Source organism: Mucilaginibacter sp. P4_A11 (assembly GCF_056402535.1).
In genome coordinates, this window is sequence record NZ_JBFUHE010000020.1 from 82,497 (window position 1) to 105,552 (window position 23,056).

Below are 23,056 nucleotides of genomic sequence, written 5' to 3' on the forward strand. Positions count from 1 at the left end.
CGTACCTGTTATATTACAGATACCGCCTGAAAACATGTTACAGCTTTCATGTGTCCCGAATAATGCGGATTTGTTCTGCGAATATCAAAACCTTGAAAAATTCAAGCGAAATGATTGCTGTTGCGTTAATATTCATATCCTCGTCCTTGTTGTAGTTAAACAAACTAATCATAACCCTTATTATTGTTCGAGCCAACTATTTGAAAGAACTTGATCCCTAAGGGAAGCCGATCATTATTAAAATATAATGCCAACTTGGATTTTGAAGATCAACTTCAGGCAATCAGCACAGGTTTTCAATTCGTGAAGCTATTTAAAATAAATTTGAGTTAACAAGGTTTTAGTCAATCAAATTGCCCGCACTTTGGTCTCATTTAAAAATGAAAGCCGGAGCAAATTTGAATTTTTCATACGCCTATATCCAAGTGATCAAGGATGCGCTCCGGGAACAATTGCAACCTTGTTTCCCAGGCGGAATTGTTCAGAAATCACTGGCCACATCATGCGTTACCGTTAGAATTCCAGTTTATTGATTTCTACAGGGGAAGCCTATTACCAATGCTACAATGCAATGTAATTTCGAAGATTTTAAGAGATCGAACTTGCAACTTTCCTCGTATGCATCTTAAGCGATACGATGGATTATGCTGCCTCTCCTTACAAAAACATCTCAAAGTATTACGGAGGCAGTACATAGTTTGAAATCTTGAAAACCTTGAAAATGTTTAAATGTTATTTGAAGTACGATAGCTATGGAAACGAATTTACAATCAGCAGACTACGGAGATAAATTTAAAGAATGCGATATGCGGTTTGAAGCAATTTTCGAACTTACCACCGCAGCGAGCAAGATCATTGATAGTGATTTGACAATCCTAAAAGTTAACAAGGCATTAATCGATTTATTGGGATACAGTGGTGAAGAATTGGTCGGTACCAAAATCATGGATTATGCATGCGATGAAAATAAACAGCATTGGCATGACCTTCAGGATGCGATGTGGAATAAAGGCCAGCCAAATTTCAAGCTTGATGCCTGTATCAAAAAGAAGGATAGTACATTGGCCTGGGTACATATCACGACCATTGCATTTAAGGAAGACGGTACTTCCTATGCCTATACCATACTGGATGACTTTACTGCCTGGAAACAATTACAGGAAAGCGAACAGCGGCTGAAGATGGCGCTGACGTATTCTAAACTGGCTGTTTGGGAACTGGATCTGGGAGATAGGTTGATAACCCGTTCAGAAGGCTTTGATCAGTTGTTCGGTTATGCACAAGGAAATAAACGCTGGGATCAAGAAAGCCTTTTAGCCCTTTTCATGCCTGAAGATCAGCTTAAATTGAAGGAAATGCTGAATGCTATCAAGCCTGAGCAAGACTTTGATTTCCAGGGCAGCATCCGCACAGCTGCGGGAATCGTTAAATGGATCAATTTGCAGGGCCGTGCCGAAAAGACTTCTGATGGCAAGGAAAGAATGCTAGGCACCTTGTACGATATTACCCGTGATAAGCTGGCTGAAAGGGAAAAAGACGATTTCATAAGCATTGCCAGCCATGAGCTGAAAACTCCATTGACCGCTTTAAAGGGCTCTCTTCAAGTATTGGAAAGGATGAAGCATTCGCCGACTCCAAAATTGGCATTGTTATTAGATCAAGCCAGTAGAAGTATGAATAAGGTAACGTTGCTGGTTGATGACTTATTAAATGCCAGCCGGATGAGCGAAGGACAGTTGCATTTAAAGAAAACCCGGTTTAACCTCTCACAGGCGATCGACGATTGTTGCCTCCATGTTACCGCAGCGGGTATTTACCATATAATAACCGAAGGTGTTAAAGATTTGGAGGTGGAAGCTGATTGCGAGCGAATCCAGCGCGTGGTTGTCAACTTTGTTAATAATGCGGTAAAATATGCTTCGAAATCCAGGGACATTATCATCCGGGTGGATCAGGAACAAGAGGCTGTTAAAGTCTCTGTCGCCGATCAAGGACCGGGCATCGTTCAGGAAAAAATCCCACATTTATTTGACCGGTTTTACCGTACAGATGAAAACGGCAGCCAATATTCAGGGTTGGGCCTGGGCCTATATATATCAGCAGAAATCATTAAAAAACATGGCGGTAAGATCGGCGTAGAGAGTTTATCTGGAAAAGGCAGCACGTTTTGGTTTAGCTTGCCCTTAACCAGTTAGAAAGTTTCATTTTTATGGATTGGCACGATTACAGAACCTCGCTAATTCAATTGATCGACAGTAATAATGTCCGGGATTTCGTTGCCGTTATCAGCCTTGCGATTGGTAATACTGGCCGCATTTTGATTCATCGATAGTTAAATTATTCCTTTTTCTATTCAAAGTAAATGCATACTTTATTGCGTTGGTGCATGGCTCATTCATTGAAAAGCGATAGAGATGGCCTGGGAAATATTTAATTTTATCGGGTTTACATCTAAACTGAATTTATTCTTTGGTTGAACTCCGAAACCATCAGAAAGCTAAACAACAAACCCTGATGATAAAGGACGCGGCGATCGTCTTTACGTCGTTTTATTGATATAATTTTGGACGGAAATACTTTTTAAAGTACAATTTTCGAAAATATAAACCTTTTTCAAGTTTAGTATTCGTGATGGTATGAAAATTGCAATTCTTGGTAATCTATTTACTTAACTGAAAAACCATGAGATCAATTTTGTACATCGTAGCTGTTATCCTTGTTATAGGTTGGGCTATCGGCACATTCGCTTACGCCGCAGGCGGTTTAATTCACATACTGTTAGTTATTGCAGTAATTTCACTGGTTTTAGGTATCCTGCGGAGGGATACAACCGTGGTTTAATAAATTGTGTTGTAATCCGGCCCAATTGGGCCGGATTAATTACCAGCAAATGCCTGTTATACTGGTATCTCAGGCAGTCTAAATAATAATGGTAACTCTTCAATACCGATTTGAGCCCGTGATTTATTATACAATACAATCTGTCAATTAAGCGACGCCGGCACGCTGGTAATTAACGACTGTCCTACTAACCATACCTTTATTTTTTCTAATGTTGCTGTTGTATTTTCCATAGGTAGGTTTGATTAGTTTTCGATCTTGACAGGTTCGGTATTTTCGACAGGTTTTTGCTTCTCCCAGGGTTTCAGAACTACCTTTACACAGTCTTCTTCTTTTTTATCGAAGATGTCATAACCATGGGTGACTTCACTTAAGGGCAGGGTATGGGTGATGATGTCGTCCAGCACTACCTTTTCTTCTTTTACCAGTTCAATTAAATGATCTATGTAATTTAATACCGGTGCTTGCCCCATTTTGAGGGTGATACCTTTATCAAACACGCGGTGCAAAGGGAAATTATCGTAGGTTGATCCGTAAACACCCATAATAGAAACGGTTCCCATCCTACGAACAGCTTTAAACGCCATATCTAACACCTTCATACTGCCTACCTCGAAATTGATCAAAGCTTTCGCCTTGTCGATGATGCTGCGTTCTGGTTCGAAGCCTACAGCATCCACGCAAACGTCTGCACCGCGGCCGCCGGTCATAGCCCGGATGGCATCCACCACATCCACTTCATCCGGGTTAAGTGTCTCTACTTTATTGACCGCCCTCGCTTTGTCGAGGCGGTAATTCAAGGGGTCGATAGCGATCACGCGGCTTGCACCGTTGATCCAGGCTGCCTTCTGCGCCATTAGGCCAACAGGTCCCGAACCGAAGATAGCAACCACTTCACCGCCTTTCAATTGAGCCCAATCGATTGCCGACCAGCCGGTTGGAAAAATATCTGTCAGGAATAACACCTGTTCGTCGGTCATATTATCGGGTACGACCCTTGGGCTGATATCCGCATACGGTACACGCACATATTCAGCCTGCCCCCCGGAATAGCCCCCGTAAAGGTCTGTATAGCCGAACAGGGCTGCGCCTTTCTGATCTGCCATATCGCCGTTTGGCCCGTAATGTTTGTAGTTGGAGTTTTCGCAGGCCGGGGAAGCATCATGCTGGCAGAAAAAACAATGCCCGCAGGAGATAGGAAATGGCACGACGACGCGGTCGCCCTTTTTTAATTTGGCCACACCTTTGCCCACCTCTTCCACAATGCCCATAAACTCATGACCCATGATCATGGGCTTTGGTTGGGGTACACCGCCGCTCAGGATATGCAGATCAGAGCCGCAGATCGCAGTAGAAGTAACTTTTAAAATGACATCGTTATCCTGTTCTAAACGAGGATCTTCAACGGTATCGTAACGAATATCGCCGGGTTTGTGAAATACTGCTGCTTTCATAGATTGATTTTAGTTATTTGTGTAATAGTTTAACTTTAAGTAAAAATATTTGTTTCGTGATTTATAAGATAAATTAAAACAGAGGGTTGTCAATTTTTGTATTAGCATCATGGAAAAGAAATCATATTCAATTTCAGCCCGGGACGGGGCGCAGAAAGCTCCCTGGGCGGGGGAGGCGGGGGCGATTGTTACAAAAGGCCTGTTCAATGCTGGTATACGCTACGATACGCTGATCGTGGGCGGCGGTATTACCGGTATGACTGCGGCATTGCTCCTGCAAAATGCCGGAAAAAAGACGGCGCTTGCCGACGCACATACGCCGGGGTTTGGGACCACAGGTGGTACGAGTGCTCATATCAATACCTTCGCCGATACCACCTATCCCGAGGCGGAGAGCGCTTTTGGAAAAGAAGGTGCGCAGCTTTTCGCGGATGCGATTCTGGAAGGTTATGGGTTAATCAAATCCCAAATCGACAATTTTCATATTTCCTGTGATTACGAAGACAAAGCAGGATACCTTTTTGCTGAAACGGAAGAAGAGTCCAAACAGCTTGAGGAAATCTATAAAGGCGCAGTTAAAGTAGGTGTGGCCGCAAGCTATACGGAAGAAGTCCCGACACCGGTGGAATATGTAAAAGCCCTCGTGTTCGATCAGCAGGCTCAGTTCCACCCGATTAAGTATCTGCAGGGTTTGCAGAAAGCGTACCTGAAAGCCGGTGGTATTATTCTTGAAAATACACTGATAGAAAGCATCGAAACCAAAGAGGGCATCCATACTGCAAATCTGGCAGCAGGTACGATCCAGACAAGAGCCGTCATTTATGCGACCCATATGCCGCCCAATATCAACCTGTTCAATTTCGAGTGTGCGCCCTACCGGAGTTACGTACTGGGCGTAAAATTAAAAACAGATACCTACCCGGATGCATTGGTTTATGACATGCAGGAACCCTATCATTATCTCAGGACCCACGTGATTGAAGGAGAAAAATTGCTCATCGCCGGCGGCAATGACCACAAGACAGGTCATAATGATCCCGAAAAAGCCTTCGCCGGACTGGAGAAATACGTCCGGAAATATTACAACGTGTCATCCGTGAAATACCGATGGTCATCTCAATATTATGTGCCGGTGGACGGGCTGCCTTATATTGGGCAGATGCCGGGCGCGGCCGATGGGGTTTACTGCGCTACCGGCTATAATGGAAACGGGATGATGCTGGGCAGCATCGCAGGTAAAATACTCAGCGACCTGGTGAGGAAGCGGCCCAGTAAATACCAGGACCTGTTCAGTCCTTCACGGATCAAACCGATGGATAGTTTCAGCGAATTCGTTAAGGAAAATGCGGACGTAACTTACCACTTCGTTGCAGACAGGTTTCATATCCACGAAACGGATTCATTAATGCGGTTGCAGCCCGGAACCGGCAAGGTATTGGAAGTAGACGGCGAGAAGATAGCGGCATACCGGGATGAACGGGGGACCTTTCACGCGCTTAGCCCGGTATGTACGCACGCGGGCTGTATCGTGAACTGGAACAATGAAGAAAAAAGCTGGGACTGTCCATGTCACGGTGCACGGTATGACATTGACGGCAATGTACTGACCGGGCCGGCCACCAAAAACCTACCCATGATTAGCAGCAATGAAAACTAAGGAAACATTAATTGCCGGTATCTCCGGCACAAGTTTTATGACGCTCTTCAGCTACCTGGTGTCATTGGCCGGGGGCGAGAATTTCAGCGAGCCTGCACGCCTCGGGCAGCTGGCCGGGCGCCTGATCCCGAAACTGGATAAAACGCAAAGCCAGGCTCTCGGCTGGCTCGGTCAATATGGCGTGGGCCTATTGTTTGCCCTTGTATATGTGGGGCTTTGGCGGCGAGGCAAATTAAAACCTGACCTGAAAACAAATCTTTGGCTTGGCGGGCTCAGCGGGCTACTGGCAGTGGTTGTCTGGAAAAGCACTTTCAAAATGCACCCTTTACCGCCATCCCTGAATTTTAACAAATACTACCTGCAGCTCGTCCCGGCGCTATTGTTTTCGCGGTATTTGCAGGGATCGGCTATCAAATTTTAAAGAACGCGTCCCATGTCACAGCTCAGCAATGAACCGGAAAAGAAAACCAAAGATCTCGCCCGGCGCTTCCCGGAAAATCCCCTATTGCTTCCAAAAGACCTGCGACCCAGTACCGATGGTTTGCAGGTTATTAGCCTGCTGAACCCGGGTGTATTTCAATTCGGAGGAAAAACATGGCTGTTGGTCAGGGTGGCTGAAAATGTTGCGCAAAAGGAGGGTGTGCTTTTCTTTCCAGCCTTGAACGCTACGGGGAATACCGAGATCATTGAGGTGCCGCTGAACGATCCCGATCTTATCGCTGCGGACGCACGAGTGATCAGTTACAAAGGTTTGGATTACCTGACCACGATTTCTCACCTGAGATTATTATCGAGCGACGACGGTGTGCATTTTAGTGAACCGGAAAAGGATGCTTTCTTATTTGGGAAGGGTTATCTGGAACGGTTCGGTATTGAAGATTGCCGGGTGAGCCAGATGGGTGATGCCTATTACCTTACGTACACAGCGGTATCGGACAGCGGTGTCGGGGTGGGTTTGCAGATTACACGGGACTGGCGGCATTTTGAGCACGGCGGTATGATCCTGCCACCTCACAATAAGGACTGCGCGATCTTTCAAGAAAAGATTGGTGGCAAATATTACTGTCTGCACCGGCCCAGCAGTAAAGAGATCGGGGGGAATTATATATGGTTGGCGGAGTCCCCCGACGGACTGCACTGGGGAAACCACCAGTGCCTGATCAAAACCCGGTCAGGCTCATGGGACAGCGGGCGCGTCGGTGCGGGTGCAGCACCAATACGGACGGAAAAAGGTTGGCTGGAGATTTATCATGGTGCTAATGACAAGCACCAGTATTGCCTGGGTGCTTTTCTGATGGATATTAACGACCCGTCGAAAGTCATCGCCCGCACAAACGGTCCGATTATGGTACCCACTGAAGCCTATGAATTAAGCGGTTTTTTCGGTTACGTGGTCTTCACCAACGGTCATGTGGTCGATGGCGACCAACTGACGGTTTATTATGGAGCAGCGGATGAATTCGTCTGCGGAGCCCATTTTTCAATCTCTGAAATCTTAAATGAGCTCAAATAAAATAAGATATGGGAGCCAGCCTATGACCCAACCAGCATTTGAAAGTGATGGCGTAAAAAATTGAATTTAAAAACGAAGCAAAGGTACTATCGCGTCTTGGAGTGGCCTAATGCTTTATCCTTGCTGCTATGCCAGCATGATAACAGCCTGAAACACGGTTGTTAGCGATTAGCATGCTTTCAAAATCACGCTTTGGCCTTGCTAACCCGCATTGCTGTCATCTTCGATATCAGTTGAAGGGTACGTCTTAACCTCGCCGGAATCCAGTTTGACCACGACTTTATCGCCGATGGTTTCCAGTACTTCCCCTTTTCCGCCCGGGCAGATTACCCGTTGTCCTTTCTGGTTCATTGTCTTATAATTTAATTAATTTGGTCATATATAAACCGAATGATCTGCATTTCCTTCACTATTATTCACGCTGGAAGTATCATAGCTACCGCCGTTCTTTTTCTTGCTATCCCGCTTGTTATTGGATGCCATGGTGAGCGGTTAAACCATATAATTTTTTTACACGTTTCATAATAGTGCAGGTTGAATATCCACTTACTTCATAAGTACCCTATTGCCCGATCCCTCCGGCCTCCGCGTTTCCTGTTCCCGGGCTCTTTGCCGCAACCGTTCTTTATTCGGCTTAAATAATTGAATAGCGCATTTGCAGAGAACAGCATGATTCTTATTGTTACAACTATCAGTGGTAGACTATTTTTTTAATTAATTAAATAATTTATTAGGAAAATTAAAAACAAAAATTAACGGATTTTAGTTATTGTACTACTTTTTTGTTAGCGCTAACCGACGCATTCTCGGTGTATTAAAGTTTTGTTTAACGATTAAATTTTTATTACAATGAATGCAACCTCAGCCTGGCTATTGGCCGCTAATTCAAAATTGAATGATCCCGGCCTGGCCGCAGTTTACGAAGAGCAGGCAGGGAATTATTCCTTTAAAATTCATTTGATCGATGATTCCTGCTGGCTGGTTGTTTCCTGGCCTAAAGAGAGCCGCATCGCTTTCCGGCTTGCTTATTCCCCTAATGACCGACTGGAGCTCACTAAAGTCAGGCAGAAAGATCAGCATGTTACATTTCGGATCACCTCTCTTATGGGCGAATACGAAGTTATTATCGTGCTACCGGTAGAAGATAGCCCGGTCATCAGGTTAACAACCACCTTGACGACATCCGCACCTTTGCTTTTTCCTTACTGGCCGAGGGACATCGTCCCCCTGGGTGCGGCTGGCAGCGATAAGCTGGCAGACGGCAATATCAGGGTAAGCCAGGTTGGAACGCGATCCGGTCAATTGTATTTCAGTCTGACCAGGCCGAAGGCTGGCTCGGTGCTTTACCTGCAAAACCTCAGTGCCTTGGCAGATTATAACCAACAGACCGAAACTTCGGCAGGGGAAACCGTGGGGGGGGAATGGCCGGAAATAGGCTTCGCGCTGTCGCCAACTTTAAAAAACAAACCGCTCGAAGCCGGTAAAACTTATACACTGAGTGATGCCTTGGTCGCATTTTCTGAAGAAGTCCCCGAAGATGAGGTAGCTATGGTCCACCAGTATCTTGATCTGCTTGCGGCAGTATATCTCGACCTGCCCAAACCTGCGACTACTTATCAAAACTGGCCGGATGCCTTGCAAAAAGGCCTGACCGACCTTACCCAAAGCCCCGGCTGCTGGACCCAGGTTGAAGGAAACCACTACCTGAATGCTTATGTCTGCGATCATGCTACTCCACCTGAAATTATGGTTCAGCTGGCGGTTCTCCTGCCTTTACTGGATTACGTAGAATGGAACGATTCGCAACTGGAAGTGATGAAAAAGATCAAGGAAGGCCTGCCCGCTTTTTATAACCATGACTTAGGTACAGTCATGCGCTGGCATCCCAAAGTTGCAGATAGCATGGAAGGCGAAGAAGAACAGAAGAAACCCATGGTGATGGATTCCTGGTATCTGCATCACCCCTTGCTCAACTTATCCCGGCTTGCACTAAAAGGGGACAAGGTCGCTGAAAAGCTGTTTTTGGACTCCCTTGATTTCGCCATTAAAGTTGCACACCAATTTGATTACACCTGGCCGGTATTCTATAAAATGGATACCCTGGAGGTGATAAAAGCAGAAACACAACCCGGCAAAGGCGGTGAAAAAGATGTGCCCGGTTTATACGCACACGTCATGCTGCAGGCCTGGGAGCTGACGGGAAACAAACGTTATCTGGCAGAGGCCGAAAAAGCAGCATTGAAACTAAAAGGGCTGGGCTTTGACTTATTTTACCAGGCCAATAATACCTCCTTCTCGGCTGGCGCTCTGCTACGGCTGTATAAAGTGACCCACAAAGAGGTGTATAAAGAATTGAGTTATTTATGTTTGGCCAATGTGTTTAAAAACGTAAAGCTCTGGGATTGTAATTACGGTTATGGCCGGAATTTTCCTTCTTTTTTCGCCCTGTTCCCGCTTAACGACGCGCCTTATACTGCGGTTTACGAAGAGCAGGAAGTTTTCTGTGCTTTCCATGATTACCTGCGTCACGCCGAAGGGCAAAATATCCTGCCATCACTGCGACTTCTGATGGCCGAATACATCCGCTACCTGGTGGACCGGGCCGTTTATTACTATCCGACGATGTTGCCGAAAGAGATGCTGTCGGACGAAGTTAAGACCGGGGAAGTCGACCCGAACCTCTGGATCGCACTGGAAGATATGCATGATGGCTGGGAAAAATCAGGCGAGGTCGGGCAGGAAGTTTATGGTGCAGGCAATGCCTTTGGTATCCTTCCCCGTCATTACATGCAGGTGGAAGGAGAGCCCTTTATGATCTATACCGATTACCCGACCTATGGTTTTTCACCTAAAAAACACAGACCGGCCAAATTCAAACTCGCCGGGGACCCGCGGCTGAGCTGCCGACTGATGCTGGTTAAAACTGACAAAGGGAAAAAGCCGGAATTCACAGTAACACTTAATGGGGGCAAACAACCGGAAAAAGGCAGAAAAACCCGTGAGGGCCATCTCGAATTTGCAATCCCCGGGGACAGCGAAATTTATATTAACTGGTAAGTAGTATGAAAAAAAAGAAAAACCTGTTCGAACGTTTCAGCAACTGGGCCACGACGGCCACGGGCAGTTCGGCTGCATTTGTCGTCGCCACACTGACAGTAGTCATCTGGGCGGTGACCGGGCCCTTATTCCATTATTCGGAAACCTGGCAGCTCGTGATCAATACGGGTACGACGATCATCACCTTCCTGATGGTTTTCCTGATCCAGAAATCACAGAACAAAGATTCCAAGGCCGTCCACCTTAAACTGAACGAACTGCTGGCTTCGCACGAGGGTACCAGTAACCGTATGGTCAATATCGAAGACCTGACCGAGGAAGAGCTGGATCAGCTGTATAAATTCTATATCCGCCTGTCCGATCTGGCAGAAAAAGAAAACGACCTGACCAGGACCCATTCCATTGATGCCGCTGCGGAAAACCAGAAAAGGAAATCCGGCAACCGTAAACCAGTTAAAAAAAACTGACCCCATGAAAAAGACAAGTACTATAACTGCCATGATCGAATCTCCGAAAGGCTCTAATCAGAAGTTTGATTACGACCCGGAGGAAAGACGCTTCAGGCTGAGCAAATTCCTGCGGCGGGACTGGTTTTCCCTTTTGATTTCGGCATGATCCCCGGGACCAAAGGAGAGGATGGCGACCCGCTGGATATCATTGTGGTCTCCGAAGGTTCTTCCTTTCCCGGTTGCATGGTAGAATGCCGGGTAATCGGGGTGCTAACGGCGGAGCAGACAGAACGCAATGGAGAAACCATGCGGAACGACCGCTTTATCGGCGTACCTGTAGCTTCGCAATTATATTCGGAAGTCGTCACATTAAAAGAACTTCCGGAGGCTACATTAAATCAGATCGAAGCTTTCTTTAAGAACTATAACGAACAGGCAGGGAAAGATTTTAAAGTAAAAGGCCGGCTGAACGCAAAACAGGCGGCCGAAGTATTACAGAAATGAGATATCAGCATATGTGGGTTCTGCTCTTTTTATTCATGTTATCGGCAGCTGTAATAGCTTGGGTTACCCGCTCCGGTCCGGCTGCGAAAGAGCGGAAGCCTGCCGCCGTTTGCCGTAATAAATTAATAAATAATTATTAATATCAATTGCTATGGAACTGCTTTTAAAAATCTTCGGGGAAGGCAAGGACCTCAACGTTTTGCAGATGAGCTGCCGGGGCGTGGTCATATTTATCACAGCCTTCCTGCTGATCCGGATTTCCGGACGGCGTTCGTTCGGTATACGGACACCGTTGGACAACATCATTACCATTTCCCTGGGAGCTATCATGAGCCGGGCCGTTGTGGGCGCATCGCCTTTCGTATCTGTGATCGCCTGCTGCCTGGTGATTGTTTTAATGCACCGGGCTTTTGGCTGGCTGATCGTTCACCACCGCGCCTTCGGCCGTTTTGTGGAAGGGGATAAGATCCCGCTTTTCGAGCAGGGGAAATTTATAGATAAACATATGGAAAGAGGTTTGGTCTGTAAAGAGGACATCATGCAGGGCGTCCGCAAGGCGGCGCTGACCGAAGATATGGAACGGATCGAAAAAGTATACATGGAGCGGAATGGCGAGATCAGCACCATTAGAAAAAAATAAAATTAATCCTCGTATTCCGGGTTTTTGGAACACTTCTTGTTTTTTTAAGAACGTTCTTCAATACAGAATAAACTTAAAATAACATTTACCATCATGACTACAAAAACAAACAAAAAGACTGCAACAGCAGCCAGCCGCAGCCCTGAAGCAGAGAGCGCGCTGAAGGAACTTTTTATCGATGAGATCAAGGACATTTATTGGGCAGAAAAACATTTGGCATCTGCTTTGCCAAAGCTGATCAAAGGCGCCACTTCAGAGGACCTGAAATCTACCATCACCAATCACCTCGAAGAAACCAAAAACCACGTGACACGCCTGGAAAGCGTATTTGCTTCCATCGGTGAAAAAGCAGTAGCCAAAAAATGCCTGGCCATGGAAGGTTTGCTGAATGAAGCTGCCGAACTGCTTTCCGATACCGAAAAAGGCACCGAAGTAAGGGACGTAGCCATAATCTCTGCAGCTCAGAAGGTGGAACATTACGAGATCGCCTCTTACGGAACACTGCGTACATTAGCCGGAACATTAGGTTACAGCGAGGCACAAAGCCTTTTTGACGAAACCTTAGCCGAAGAAAAAAATGCCGATTCCCTGTTGACCCAAGTAGCCGAAAATTATGTGAATGAAGCCGCAGCCGCAGAAGTAGAGTAATAGTAACACTAATTGTGATTTATCAGGGGATGCCGAAAGGTGTCCCTTTTTTGTAATCAAATTTTACTTAGCGCTGCAGTTAACAATCCGGTGGTCGCTCTGCCCACCGTTCCTTTATTGATATTATAAATTAAATTAAAATTTAAACTATAAATTAAAACAAGTCAGCCTTTTAAAGCTTTTTAAATATAGATTATTAATCTCCAGTCACACACCTCTTATGAAAAACGAAACCCATACTGAACCGAAGTTCAGTACCAAAACCTCCGCGAAGGCTGAACCGGCATTATTGGCGCTGTTTAAAGATGGCATCATGGACATTTACTGGGCGGAAAACCACCTGGTGAAGAACCTGCCGAAAATGATCCAGGCCGCTAACTCGGCCGAGCTCGCCAAAACTATTGAAGATCACCTGGAGCAAACCAAAGTCCACGTAAGCCGACTTGAGCAGGTATTTGAATTACTGGAAGAAAAGCCTTTGGCCAAAAAATGTGACGCGATGGAAGGCCTGACCAAAGAAGGGGAGGGCATCGTCGAAAGTACAGAATCCGGAACGGCTACCCGTGACGTTGGTATTATCCTTGCGTCACAAAAGGTAGAACATTACGAGATAGCGACCTATGGTGGCCTGACACAACTGGCCCAAACGCTTGGTCTTAAGGATGTAGCGGAATTATTATATCAAACACTGACAGAAGAAAAAACAGCCGACCAGCTGTTATCTGCAATAGCAGAAAACAATATCAACTATAAGGCATCTGAAGAAGCATAATTATGGCAAGCAAGAAAGTTACTGAAAAAGGAGTAGACACAACGGGTGATACCAAGAATTTAGATAAGGGTGCACAGGGCGTTAATGTTAAAACAGAGAACCTGGCACCGCATACTGCGGATTCAACGGGGGAGTTCATGACCACCAATACCGGACTGAAGATCAACGATGACCAGAATTCCCTGAAAGCCGGCGACAGGGGAGCTACCTTGCTGGAAGATTTTATCCTGCGCGAGAAGATCACCCATTTTGACCATGAGCGGATTCCCGAAAGAGTAGTGCATGCCCGTGGTTCAGGCGCACATGGGGTATTTAAAGTGTATAAATCTCTGGCACCGGTTACGAGGGCGTTATTTTTGAACGATACGGAGGCTGAAACCCCGGTATTTGTTCGTTTTTCGACTGTAGCGGGATCGAAAGGCTCTACAGACCTTGCCCGCGATGTGCGTGGCTTCGCCGTGCGCTTCTACACGCAGGAAGGGAATTTCGACCTGGTAGGCAATAATATGCCGGTATTTTTTATACAGGACGCCATCAAGTTCCCCGACCTGATCCATGCTGTAAAACCTGAGCCGGATAATGAAATTCCGCAGGCTGCATCCGCACACGACACTTTCTGGGACTTTATTTCGCTGACACCGGAATCTTCGCATATGATCATGTGGGCGATGAGCGATCGGGCCATCCCGCGCAGTTTGCGTATGATGGAAGGTTTTGGTGTTCACACATTTCGTTTTGTCAATGCCAAAGGTGCGGCGAGCTTTGTTAAATTTCACTGGAAGCCGTTACTGGGTGTACATTCGGTGGCATGGGACGAGGCGCAGAATATCTCGGGCAAAGACCCGGATTTTCACCGTCGCGATCTTTGGGATGCCATCGACAGCGGAGCCTATCCCGAATGGGAGCTGGGTGTACAGGTTGTGCCGGAGGAAGATGAATTCAAATTCGAATTTGACCTGCTGGACCCTACCAAACTGATACCGGAAGAACTGGTGCCCGTCCAGCGTGTCGGTAAAATGACCCTGAACCGGAACCCGGATAATTTCTTTGCAGAAACCGAGCAGGTGGCGTTCCACTTAGGCCACGTAGTGCCGGGCATCGACTTCAGCAATGATCCCCTGCTTCAGGGCAGGCTGTTCTCTTATACAGATACCCAGCTGCTTCGCCTTGGCGGGCCCAATTTCCAGGAGATCCCGATCAATCGGCCGGTCGTGCCGGTGCATAATAACCAACGGGATGGCCATATGCGTCAAACGATCAACAAGGGGAAAACCAGTTACTCTCCTAATTCCATCGGAGGGAATGATCCCCGGCAGGCCAAAGCGGCTGAAGGAGGCTTTGTTACTTACCCGGAAAGGATCTCGGCGAGCAAAGTACGGGCCAGGAGTAAAAGCTTTTTCGACCATTTCAGCCAGGCCAGGTTATTCTTCAACAGCCAGTCGGATCCGGAAAAGAACCATATCACCGATGCTTTGGGTTTTGAATTAGGTAAAGTTAAGAATGTAGCAATTAGAGAACGGATGTTAGTACTGTTAACGCAGATTGATAAAGGACTGGCAGCGGAAGTGGCCTACGCGCTCGGCCTGCATATTCCTGAAAATATCGGCGAACAGCTGAACCAGAATATCCCGGCTGACGGCGATCCTGCAGAATATACTTCCCTGCAGGTAAATGGTTCTTTATTAAAATCCGATGCGTTAAGCATGGCGAATACCGTTAAAGACAGCATCAAAACCCGTAAGATCGCCATATTGGCTGCTGATGGCGTGGATGATAAAACGTTGAACACAGTGAAATCAGCTATCGAAGCTGAAGGTGGTGTGGCAGAAGTGATTGCGCCGAGATTGGGTTTCCTTAAATCGGTGAATGATGAACAGATCGACGTGGATGAGAGTTTACTGAGTGCAGCATCTGTGTTATTCGATGCGGTCTATGTTCCCGGTGGTACAAACAGCGTAGCTACACTAAAGGCAGACGCTGACGCAGTGCATTTCCTGAATGAAGCATTTAAACATTGTAAGGCAATTGCAGCAGACGCGGACGCCATGCAGGTTTTGGAAGCAACTTATTTTAGTAAGAAAATGGAGAACGATGAAGGTGTTATTATAAGCGGCGAGGCCGGTGATCTGGCTGTTCAATTTATAGCTGCAATCAAACAGCACCGTTTCTGGGAAAGAGAAAAACCAAGAAAGATCCCTGCTTAGTAGCGGAAATTGAGGCCTCCTGTCATTCCAGGAGGCCTTTTTATAGTAAAGATCATTAGCCGCAACGATTCATGTAACACTGATCTGCTCCTAAAAGCCTGAATAAATTGAAAAATAAAAAACGCATCGCCATACTGGGCGGAGGCCCGAGCGGCCTGTTTATGTTTAAACGATTGGTAAATACCGGGAATACGGAAATTAACATCACCATCTTCGAGCGGAAAAATAAATTAGGAGCGGGAATGCCTTACAGCACGGAAGGCGCCAATGATGAGCATATTACCAATGTATCGGGAAATGAGATCCCGGTTTTGGTGACTTCCCTGCATGACTGGATCAAAACTATTTCCAAAGACACGCTGGATAAATATCATATGGATGCCTCGCGTTTCAACGAGTATAAGGTACTGCCACGCTTATTGTTCGGCCAGTACCTTACCGCGCAATTTGACCTGCTGCAAAAACAGGCCCGTGAAACCGGTATAACCTATACTGTCTATTATAGCACTACTGTAACCGATGTGATAGATCAACCCGAAAAAGGCCTGGTCGTTGTGGAAACCGGTGATGGTGAAAAAAATGAATTTGACAGGGTGATCATTTGTACCGGTCATAACTGGCCGCAAAAGCATGAGGGGAAGGTGGCGGACTATTTTGATTCGCCCTATCCGCCGGTGAAACTGGCCTTAAAGCTTAACCATCCGGTTGCCATAAAAGGCTCGTCCCTTACTGCTGTTGACGCCATCCGGACGCTGGCCCGGCATAACGGGACTTTTGATAAAGATAAAGGCGGCAAGTTGGTTTATACACTTTTTTCGGGACATCCCGGTTTTAAATTGGTAATGCATACCAGGAACGGCATGCTGCCTGCAGTACGTTTCCATTTGGAAGATTCGCACTTGTACAATGATAGCCTGCTGAGTAAAGACGAGATCAACGCTCATATTAAAGCTAACAATGGCTTTTTGTCCCTGGATTATATTTTTGAGCGGGACTTTAAATTACCGATACAGGCTAAGGAGCCGGAATTGTACGAAAAGATCAGGGATATGCGCCTGGAAGAATTTGTGGATGCTATGATGGCCTTGCGCGAAGAGCTTGATCCTTTTCAATTATTAAAAGCGGAATACACCGAAGCCGAGCAATCGATCAAACGTAAAAAATCAGTTTACTGGAAGGAAATGCTGGGCGTATTGAGTTTTGCTTTAAACTATCCCGCAAAACACCTGTCTGCCGAAGATATGCAGCGTTTACAGCAATCGCTTACACCCCTGATCTCTATCGTGATCGCTTACATCCCGCAAAGTTCCAGCGAGGAGTTATTGGCGCTGCACGAGGCCGGCGTGCTGGAACTTATCCCGGTTGGTGATGAAAGCAGGGTGGAGCCGCATGAAGCGGGCGGGGCAACTTACTATTTTACAGACGAGCACAAGAATGAACGAAGTGTACATTACCAAACCTATGTAAACTGCGTGGGCCAACCACATTTATCCTTTGAAGAGTTTCCTTTCAAAAGCCTGATAGAAGGGCGCACCGTGACATCCGCCAAACTCCGGTTCTGTTCTGCAGATGAGGGGGTTAAGGCTATGAACGCCGGAAAGCCCGTGTCAAAAGATGAACGCGGCGATTACTACCTGAATGTTCCCGGCATCACCATAAACGACCATTTTCAGGTGGTGGATGCCTATGGCGCTTATAATGAACGTATTTACATGATGGCCGTACCGTATATCGGCGGCTACAACCCTGATTATTCCGGTCTTGATTTTAGCGAAGAGGCTTCTGGTATCATTATTGAAAGATTAATGGCATGAAGCTATACCTGTTATTATTAGGTGCTGAAGCCCCCGGGAGAGTTGTCGAACAGCATGACTATTTCTTTGGCATTGCTGAAAGCCTGTCCGGGCTGCTGCCCGAAGTGCGGGCATCCTGGCCGGAAGCAGGCAGCAGCCTGCATATTGATGGATGGCGGGAAGTCACCAAGGTAGATGATTTTGCGGTAAGCATTGTGCCTTTAAATGATGAAAGTCCGGCTTCAATCCATAAACTATTTTTTTTAAATCTGGGCGGCTACACCCGTGGAAAGCTGGAGGAACAGCACTATACGATACTTACTGTACAAAACAGTCGCTTAGCTGCTGTAGAAGCTGCAAAGAAGAGCCAGTTCTTTAAAACCAATTCATTGAAAGGTATTGCTACCGCGCACATTGATGAAAAATATGGTGTTGACGTAGACAGTGTTCACCATATCGAAGACCTGCTTTCCCCGGCCCGGAAAGCGCAATACCGCATTGTGTTCAGCGAAGGAACCGGGATGCCGGAAGATGAGGTTCATTTAGGTTATTTTAAATTAGATAAGTTAAAATGAACCGGGCTCATCAATTAATTAAATGGATAAAGCAGCAGCACAAAGGTCAGCAAGTCCGGCGCACGACCGAGCCCTATATCAACCACCTTATCGAAGTTGCTGAAATGTCAGCCCTTATCCCTTTAGGCTATGAGACCGGCCTCTGTCACGATCTTTTTGAAGAAACGGAAGTGTCTAAAACCGAACTGTATTCGGCACTTATCGGTTTTGGTTATAGCAATCAGGAAGCAAATTTTATCCTCAATTGCACCATAGAATTAACCGATGTATTCACGAAAAAAGCATATCCCGATCTAACAAAAAAAGTTCGGAAAAAAAGAGAGGCTGCGCGGCTGGTTACGATCAGTTCTGCCGCGCAAACTGTTAAATATGGCGACCTGATCTATAATATGGCTTGGATGTTGAAATATGACCTCAAACATGCCGGAAAATACCTTTGGAAAAAACAGTTGCTTTTGATGTCCATGACAAAGGGTGACCGGTACCTGCATCGGAAGGCTTTAAAAATGGCCGGCGATGCGCTTCGGTTCGTAATGAATCACCGGAAAAAGATCAAAAGAACCGGAAAAATTGTAAAAGGATTAAGGCGACGTCAGTCAGTTGTCAAAGCATTTGAGATGTAAAATATTAATCATCAAATCAAAATATACTTATGAAAGCGTTAATCATCAATTGTACACTTAAACGTAGCCCTGCGTTCTCCAACACCGGCGCTCTGGCGGAGAAAGCGGCAGAACAATTAAAAGGGGAGGGTTTCGAAACTGAGATTATCCGCCTGAACGATTACCAGGTTTTAACGGGTAATTCGTCGGATGAGGGAGAAGGCGACCAATGGCCGCTCATACTGAAAAAGATCAGAGCCTGCCAGATTTTTATTATCGCCACACCGATATGGATGGGGAACCTGGCTTCCACGGCGCAAAAAGTAATAGAACGGTTGGATGCGATCTTCCGGGACGAAGAACTGAGCAGCAAAGAAAACGGGCAATTCATGCCCTATAACAAAGTTGGCGGTTGTCTGATCACCGGAAATGAAGACGGTGCGCACAGCTGTGCAGCACAAGTACTTTGGGCGCTGCAGGAAGTTGGCTTTACCATTCCTCCTAATGTAAATGCTTATTGGGTAGGGATGGCCGGCGGGGAAAAAGATTACGTGGAAGGCGGCGGGAAACGTTATTTATACACCAATAAAACGCTCCGTTATATGACCGCCAACCTGTCCTGGTTCGCCAGGTTACTCGCTGCTAACCCGATAGGTACTAACCTACTGGAAGAGGATAAAAAAGCGGAAGGAGAAAGCGACAAAGCGGATGAAGAATAACAGATAGTCAAAATTCGACAAATAAGCTGATCACCGGTGATAGCTTTTTACAATCAATCTTAATGATGCTGCAAGTTTATCGGTCAGCATGGTGCCGTCCAAACGCCATGCCCAGTTGCCTTTTTTAGAGGCAGGCACATTTAATCGGGAGCGTTGGTCAAAGCCCAGCATATCCTGCATCGCACTATCGCGATAGTGGAAACTGAAGCGTAGCAGGTGTCAAGGATTAGCCGGTGCAGGTTATGGCGGGTTACCGAAACTCTGAAATAAGTCTTTTGAAAACCAATTTTATATCGGGCGAAAATCTGCGTTTCTGATTTACAAAGGCCAATTTGCGGCTGAATTTTTGAAGAATCAAAATTGGCTGTAATACATTTGTAACACACTTTTAATCGGGTGTGGTCTTTTGGTATATGTAAGAAGTGCAAATAGTGGAGTTGACAAAATTATTACAGGGATAAGATTATCATTGAAAGATGCTCTTGTTTGGTAAATGCCGGGAATCACTTTAAAAATTTACTTCTTCTGTACACTGCGGGAGTTTGCCCTGTTTTTGATTTAAAAATCCGGTTAAAAGCCGCTTCCGACTGATAACCGACATTTGCTGCAATTTCGGACACATTGCTGTTATCTATCATTAATAACTTCTGGGCATGCCTGATGCGCCAGTTAGTAAGATAGCTTGAGGGGGTTTCATGTACTAACTTTTTAAACTGATTAAAGAATACAGATCGTGACATGCCAGCTTCCGATGCAAGAGATTCCAGCGTCCAATTGCTCTGGGGCGAGTCCTGCATCAGTTTTAACGCCTTACTGATCCTCGGGTCATTTAATGCGGAAAGAAAACCACTGTCAGGAGTAGCCTGTTCCAGATATGTCCTGATGATATTGACAAACATAATTTCCGACAAGCATTTCAACATTATGCTGCTTCCCGGTCTTTCGTTGTTAAGTTCTTCCAGCATTAATTGCGTAACCTGCCGTAGCAATAGCTGGTTTTCTGTTACGTATTGCCTGATATGAATAATTGAGGGCAAATCCTTTAAAAAAGGATGCAAGGACTGGTAATCAAATTCAAAATGGCCTGCTATAAGGGTAGTGATATCGCCGTTGCCATTAAAGACAGGGATACCCGCCCTGCGGGCCTTAACAAATTCGGGCGAAGGCATGCGTAAGCTTGTAGGACTGTCTGCTATCCAGTGGGCGCTGCCATGAGGTACAAATACAAGATCGCCTTCCGCCATTTTAATAACACGGCCATCGGGCGAACCAATAGTACAGCTACCGCACACCAGCCGCCAGAATTGCGAATTTTCGTCTTTGATAATATCCAACCCCCACGGCGCCGCTAAGGGAAATTTGCTATAAACTACACTTTTTAGCCTGGTTGCCTCTAATATAGTACTTAATGCATCCATGTTTAATTGATACGATTAAGCAAATATATGGCACTTTAAGGTGCTTTTGGTATTAATTGGCAAGATATCTTTGTTGTATAAATAAAGCATAAAATATGACAACTCAGGCATTAGCAAATCGCTATTATGATCTTTTTAAAAAAAGACAAGTGGCAGAAATTTACGGGCAGCTTTATAGTGCCGACATTGTTTGTACGGAACCAGAACACGCGTTGGCAGTGGGCGTGCCTACCATAACCAAAGGTATTGAAGCGGTTTTAGCAAAGTCAAAAGCCAGGCAGGAACTAATAGCAGAAGTACACAGCTTTTTCAGCAGCGAACCTGTTGTTGGGGGCGACTATTTTAGCGTGGCCATGGGTAGGGACATGACCTTAAAAAATGGACAACGGGTACAGTTAGCAGAAATTGCGGTTTTTGGCGTAAAGGATGATAAGATCATATCTGAAACCTTTTTTTATTGATCGTTGCTTAATTGAAAGACTTCCTGAATTCCAGTGGTGAAAGGCTGGTCTTTGTCCTAAATAAAGTACTGAAGGACTGGGGATGTTCAAAGCCCAGAGCATAGGCCACTTCACTGATGGATAAATTGGTTGCGGACAGTTTTTCTTTGGCCTTTTCGATCAGTTTCAGGTGTATATGCTGCTGGGCGTTCAGCCCGGTCAGCGAACGAAGCATATCGCTTAGATAGTGCGGGGACAAGTTGAGTTCGCCGGCCAGGTACTGTACGGTGGGTATGCCTTGTTCCGGTGCTTTGTGATCGAAATGTGCGTCCAGAATTTCTTCCAGCCTTTGCAACAGGTCATGATTGACCGCTTTGCGGGTGAAGAATTGGCGCTGGTAGAAACGGTCGGCGTAGTTTAAAAAGAGTTCCAGCTGGGAAATGAGGACGTCCTGACTCAATTTATCGATCCGGCTGTTGAGTTCCTCGTCAATCAGTTTGGCTGTGGCTAAAACGGTTTCTGTTTCCTTGTCGGATAAATGCAGGACTTCTGTAGCTGAATAGGAAAAGAAATTGTACTGGCGTATCTTTTTGGCTAAGGGATAATTTTTCAATAGATCGGGATGAACGAACAACGTGAAGCCGCTGAAGTCAAGATCCTGATCGTACGTTCCGGTCAATTGGTTCGGTGCGAGGAAGAACAGGCCGCCCTCATCAAAATCGTAATAATGCTGTCCGTATCGAAATTGGCCTCTCAAATTTGGTTTATAAGAGATCTTGTAAAAGGCCAGCATAAATTGTTTACAGCTGCTGTCCGGCATCCGGCTTTTGCCGTCGGTATTATAGACGAGACTGATCAGCGGGTGCGCTGGCTTTGGAAGGCCCAGCACCCGGTGAAATTCCGACAGCGATTCAAATAGATAAGTAGCCTCTGTTTCCTTTTTCATTTTTATGCCTACCAGGGTATGTCCGTATTTTCCCAGCGGGTAAATGTACCGCTCGGATCATTAGGTCCGTACAAGCAGACCCTTACCACTTCGCGTGAACCATCTTCAATGGATTCAGTTCCTTCGAAACCGTTCAGGGCGGTGCTGGTAAAAGCCGGCGATACCAAGTTAAGCTTTATGCCGGTGCCTTCCAACTCGATCATCATAGCCAGTGACATCGCGTTTAGCGCGGTTTTGGAGGCGGCGTAAACAGGGTTATAAAAGTAGCGGTACGGGTAAGCCGGGTCGGCATTGGAGTTCAGCGAGCCCACGCCGCTGGATACATTAAGGATGCGGGCGTCTTCAGATTTTTTCAATAAGGGTAGCATTGCCTGGTAAACGGCCAGCGCACCGAAAACATTGGTTTCCCATACGGCGCGTACTTCATCCAGCGAGGCGGTGCTTGCTTTGCTGATTCGGGCATATTCCGCCAGCGATAGATCATCTTTGAGGGTATTCGATATGGCAGCGTTATTGACCAGCAGGTCCAAACGGCCGAATTCTTTTTCAATACGTTCTGCCGCAAGCTTAATAGAATTTTGATCGGTCACGTCGATCTGGATGGCGATAGCGCCGTTCCTGATTTCTTTGGCGGCCATTTCACCTTTTTCAAAATTGCGTGAACCCAGTAATACAGTGACGCCCGCTTTAACTAACTCTTTTGCGACCTGTAGTCCGACGCCCTGGTTAGCCCCGGTAATGAGGGCTATCCGTTTGTGTTGATTTTCCATAACACAAAGGTCGGCCTCCGCTGCTATCGGTTTATAAGCTAATTGCGGATTTTC

The 23,056-nt window shown here is 46.1% G+C and carries 23 protein-coding genes; 18 read left to right on the forward strand and 5 right to left on the reverse strand.

What is annotated here, in order from left to right:
• The first annotated feature begins 752 nt into the window (after window positions 1-752).
• Window positions 753-2,195 carry a PAS domain-containing sensor histidine kinase gene (locus tag AC1DUD_RS27745; RefSeq protein WP_477380605.1) on the forward strand — a complete coding sequence of 481 codons (1,443 nt, stop codon included), beginning with the start codon at window positions 753-755 and terminating at the stop codon, window positions 2,193-2,195.
• A gap of 487 nt (window positions 2,196-2,682) precedes the next feature.
• Entirely contained in the window at window positions 2,683-2,841 is a 159-nt protein-coding gene (locus AC1DUD_RS27750; protein ID WP_121810277.1) for a lmo0937 family membrane protein, read from the forward strand.
• Window positions 2,842-3,086: 245 nt separating this feature from the next.
• Here the strand turns inward: AC1DUD_RS27750 and AC1DUD_RS27755 are convergent, their stop codons facing one another.
• Window positions 3,087-4,295, reverse strand: coding sequence for a zinc-dependent alcohol dehydrogenase (locus tag AC1DUD_RS27755; protein ID WP_477380608.1), 1,209 nt, complete (start codon window positions 4,293-4,295; stop codon window positions 3,087-3,089).
• Window positions 4,296-4,404: 109 nt separating this feature from the next.
• Between AC1DUD_RS27755 and AC1DUD_RS27760 the strand changes: the two genes are divergently transcribed.
• Genes AC1DUD_RS27760 through AC1DUD_RS27770 form a run of 3 tightly spaced genes read left to right on the forward strand, consistent with a single transcriptional unit; the run spans window position 4,405 to window position 7,465 of the window.
• On the forward strand, window positions 4,405-5,952 hold the full coding sequence (locus tag AC1DUD_RS27760) for an FAD-dependent oxidoreductase (RefSeq protein ID WP_477380610.1): 1,548 nt from the start codon (window positions 4,405-4,407) through the stop codon (window positions 5,950-5,952).
• Window positions 5,942-6,373, forward strand: a complete 432-nt coding sequence (locus AC1DUD_RS27765; protein ID WP_477380612.1) for a hypothetical protein — start codon at window positions 5,942-5,944, stop codon at window positions 6,371-6,373. Before AC1DUD_RS27760 ends, AC1DUD_RS27765 begins: the two co-directional genes overlap by 11 nt.
• A 12-nt stretch (window positions 6,374-6,385) precedes the next feature.
• Window positions 6,386-7,465 carry a glycoside hydrolase family 130 protein gene (locus tag AC1DUD_RS27770; protein WP_477380614.1) on the forward strand — a complete coding sequence of 360 codons (1,080 nt, stop codon included), beginning with the start codon at window positions 6,386-6,388 and terminating at the stop codon, window positions 7,463-7,465.
• A gap of 201 nt (window positions 7,466-7,666) precedes the next feature.
• Here the strand turns inward: AC1DUD_RS27770 and AC1DUD_RS27775 are convergent, their stop codons facing one another.
• Window positions 7,667-7,816 carry a hypothetical protein gene (locus AC1DUD_RS27775; protein WP_477380616.1) on the reverse strand — a complete coding sequence of 50 codons (150 nt, stop codon included), beginning with the start codon at window positions 7,814-7,816 and terminating at the stop codon, window positions 7,667-7,669.
• A 498-nt stretch (window positions 7,817-8,314) separates the two neighbouring features.
• Between AC1DUD_RS27775 and AC1DUD_RS27780 the strand changes: the two genes are divergently transcribed.
• From AC1DUD_RS27780 to AC1DUD_RS27835, 12 genes are all read left to right on the forward strand, one after another.
• On the forward strand, window positions 8,315-10,522 hold the full coding sequence (locus AC1DUD_RS27780) for a hypothetical protein (protein WP_477380618.1): 2,208 nt from the start codon (window positions 8,315-8,317) through the stop codon (window positions 10,520-10,522).
• Between the two features lie 5 nt (window positions 10,523-10,527).
• Window positions 10,528-10,989, forward strand: a complete 462-nt coding sequence (locus tag AC1DUD_RS27785; protein WP_477380620.1) for a low affinity iron permease family protein — start codon at window positions 10,528-10,530, stop codon at window positions 10,987-10,989.
• A 4-nt stretch (window positions 10,990-10,993) separates the two neighbouring features.
• On the forward strand, window positions 10,994-11,137 hold the full coding sequence (locus tag AC1DUD_RS27790) for a hypothetical protein (RefSeq protein ID WP_477380622.1): 144 nt from the start codon (window positions 10,994-10,996) through the stop codon (window positions 11,135-11,137).
• On the forward strand, window positions 11,134-11,475 hold the full coding sequence (locus AC1DUD_RS27795) for an inorganic diphosphatase (RefSeq protein WP_477380624.1): 342 nt from the start codon (window positions 11,134-11,136) through the stop codon (window positions 11,473-11,475). The genes AC1DUD_RS27790 and AC1DUD_RS27795 overlap by 4 nt, the downstream gene beginning before the upstream one ends.
• A gap of 151 nt (window positions 11,476-11,626) precedes the next feature.
• The gene (locus AC1DUD_RS27800; RefSeq protein ID WP_477380626.1) at window positions 11,627-12,115 is read left to right on the forward strand and encodes a DUF421 domain-containing protein; all 489 of its coding nucleotides are present in this window, start codon (window positions 11,627-11,629) and stop codon (window positions 12,113-12,115) included.
• Between the two features lie 93 nt (window positions 12,116-12,208).
• Window positions 12,209-12,763: a YciE/YciF ferroxidase family protein gene (locus AC1DUD_RS27805; protein WP_477380628.1), complete on the forward strand. Its 555-nt coding sequence runs from the start codon at window positions 12,209-12,211 to the stop codon at window positions 12,761-12,763.
• A gap of 220 nt (window positions 12,764-12,983) precedes the next feature.
• Window positions 12,984-13,535, forward strand: a complete 552-nt coding sequence (locus AC1DUD_RS27810) for a YciE/YciF ferroxidase family protein (RefSeq protein WP_477380630.1) — start codon at window positions 12,984-12,986, stop codon at window positions 13,533-13,535.
• Between the two features lie 2 nt (window positions 13,536-13,537).
• Window positions 13,538-15,739 (forward strand): catalase, encoded by a 2,202-nt coding sequence (locus tag AC1DUD_RS27815; RefSeq protein WP_477380632.1) that lies wholly within the window; start codon window positions 13,538-13,540, stop codon window positions 15,737-15,739.
• 107 nt (window positions 15,740-15,846) lie between these two features.
• On the forward strand, window positions 15,847-17,553 hold the full coding sequence (locus tag AC1DUD_RS27820) for an FAD/NAD(P)-binding protein (protein ID WP_477380634.1): 1,707 nt from the start codon (window positions 15,847-15,849) through the stop codon (window positions 17,551-17,553).
• Window positions 17,550-18,107 carry a DUF1543 domain-containing protein gene (locus AC1DUD_RS27825; RefSeq protein ID WP_477380636.1) on the forward strand — a complete coding sequence of 186 codons (558 nt, stop codon included), beginning with the start codon at window positions 17,550-17,552 and terminating at the stop codon, window positions 18,105-18,107. Before AC1DUD_RS27820 ends, AC1DUD_RS27825 begins: the two co-directional genes overlap by 4 nt.
• A complete protein-coding gene (locus tag AC1DUD_RS27830; RefSeq protein WP_477380638.1) occupies window positions 18,104-18,730 on the forward strand; it encodes a hypothetical protein in 627 nt (208 codons plus the stop codon). Before AC1DUD_RS27825 ends, AC1DUD_RS27830 begins: the two co-directional genes overlap by 4 nt.
• 29 nt (window positions 18,731-18,759) lie before the next feature.
• Window positions 18,760-19,428: a flavodoxin family protein gene (locus AC1DUD_RS27835; RefSeq protein WP_477380640.1), complete on the forward strand. Its 669-nt coding sequence runs from the start codon at window positions 18,760-18,762 to the stop codon at window positions 19,426-19,428.
• Window positions 19,429-19,931: 503 nt separating this feature from the next.
• Here AC1DUD_RS27835 and AC1DUD_RS27840 read toward each other — a convergent pair.
• Entirely contained in the window at window positions 19,932-20,846 is a 915-nt protein-coding gene (locus AC1DUD_RS27840) for an AraC family transcriptional regulator (RefSeq protein WP_477380642.1), read from the reverse strand.
• Between the two features lie 95 nt (window positions 20,847-20,941).
• On the opposite strand from AC1DUD_RS27840, the gene AC1DUD_RS27845 reads away from it, so the two are divergent.
• Window positions 20,942-21,307 carry a SnoaL-like domain-containing protein gene (locus tag AC1DUD_RS27845; protein WP_477380645.1) on the forward strand — a complete coding sequence of 122 codons (366 nt, stop codon included), beginning with the start codon at window positions 20,942-20,944 and terminating at the stop codon, window positions 21,305-21,307.
• A gap of 7 nt (window positions 21,308-21,314) precedes the next feature.
• Here AC1DUD_RS27845 and AC1DUD_RS27850 read toward each other — a convergent pair whose 3' ends face one another.
• Window positions 21,315-22,232 carry a helix-turn-helix domain-containing protein gene (locus AC1DUD_RS27850; RefSeq protein WP_477380647.1) on the reverse strand — a complete coding sequence of 306 codons (918 nt, stop codon included), beginning with the start codon at window positions 22,230-22,232 and terminating at the stop codon, window positions 21,315-21,317.
• 8 nt (window positions 22,233-22,240) lie between these two features.
• The gene (locus tag AC1DUD_RS27855) at window positions 22,241-23,002 is read right to left on the reverse strand and encodes an SDR family NAD(P)-dependent oxidoreductase (protein ID WP_477380649.1); all 762 of its coding nucleotides are present in this window, start codon (window positions 23,000-23,002) and stop codon (window positions 22,241-22,243) included.
• Window positions 23,003-23,056 lie beyond the last annotated feature (54 nt).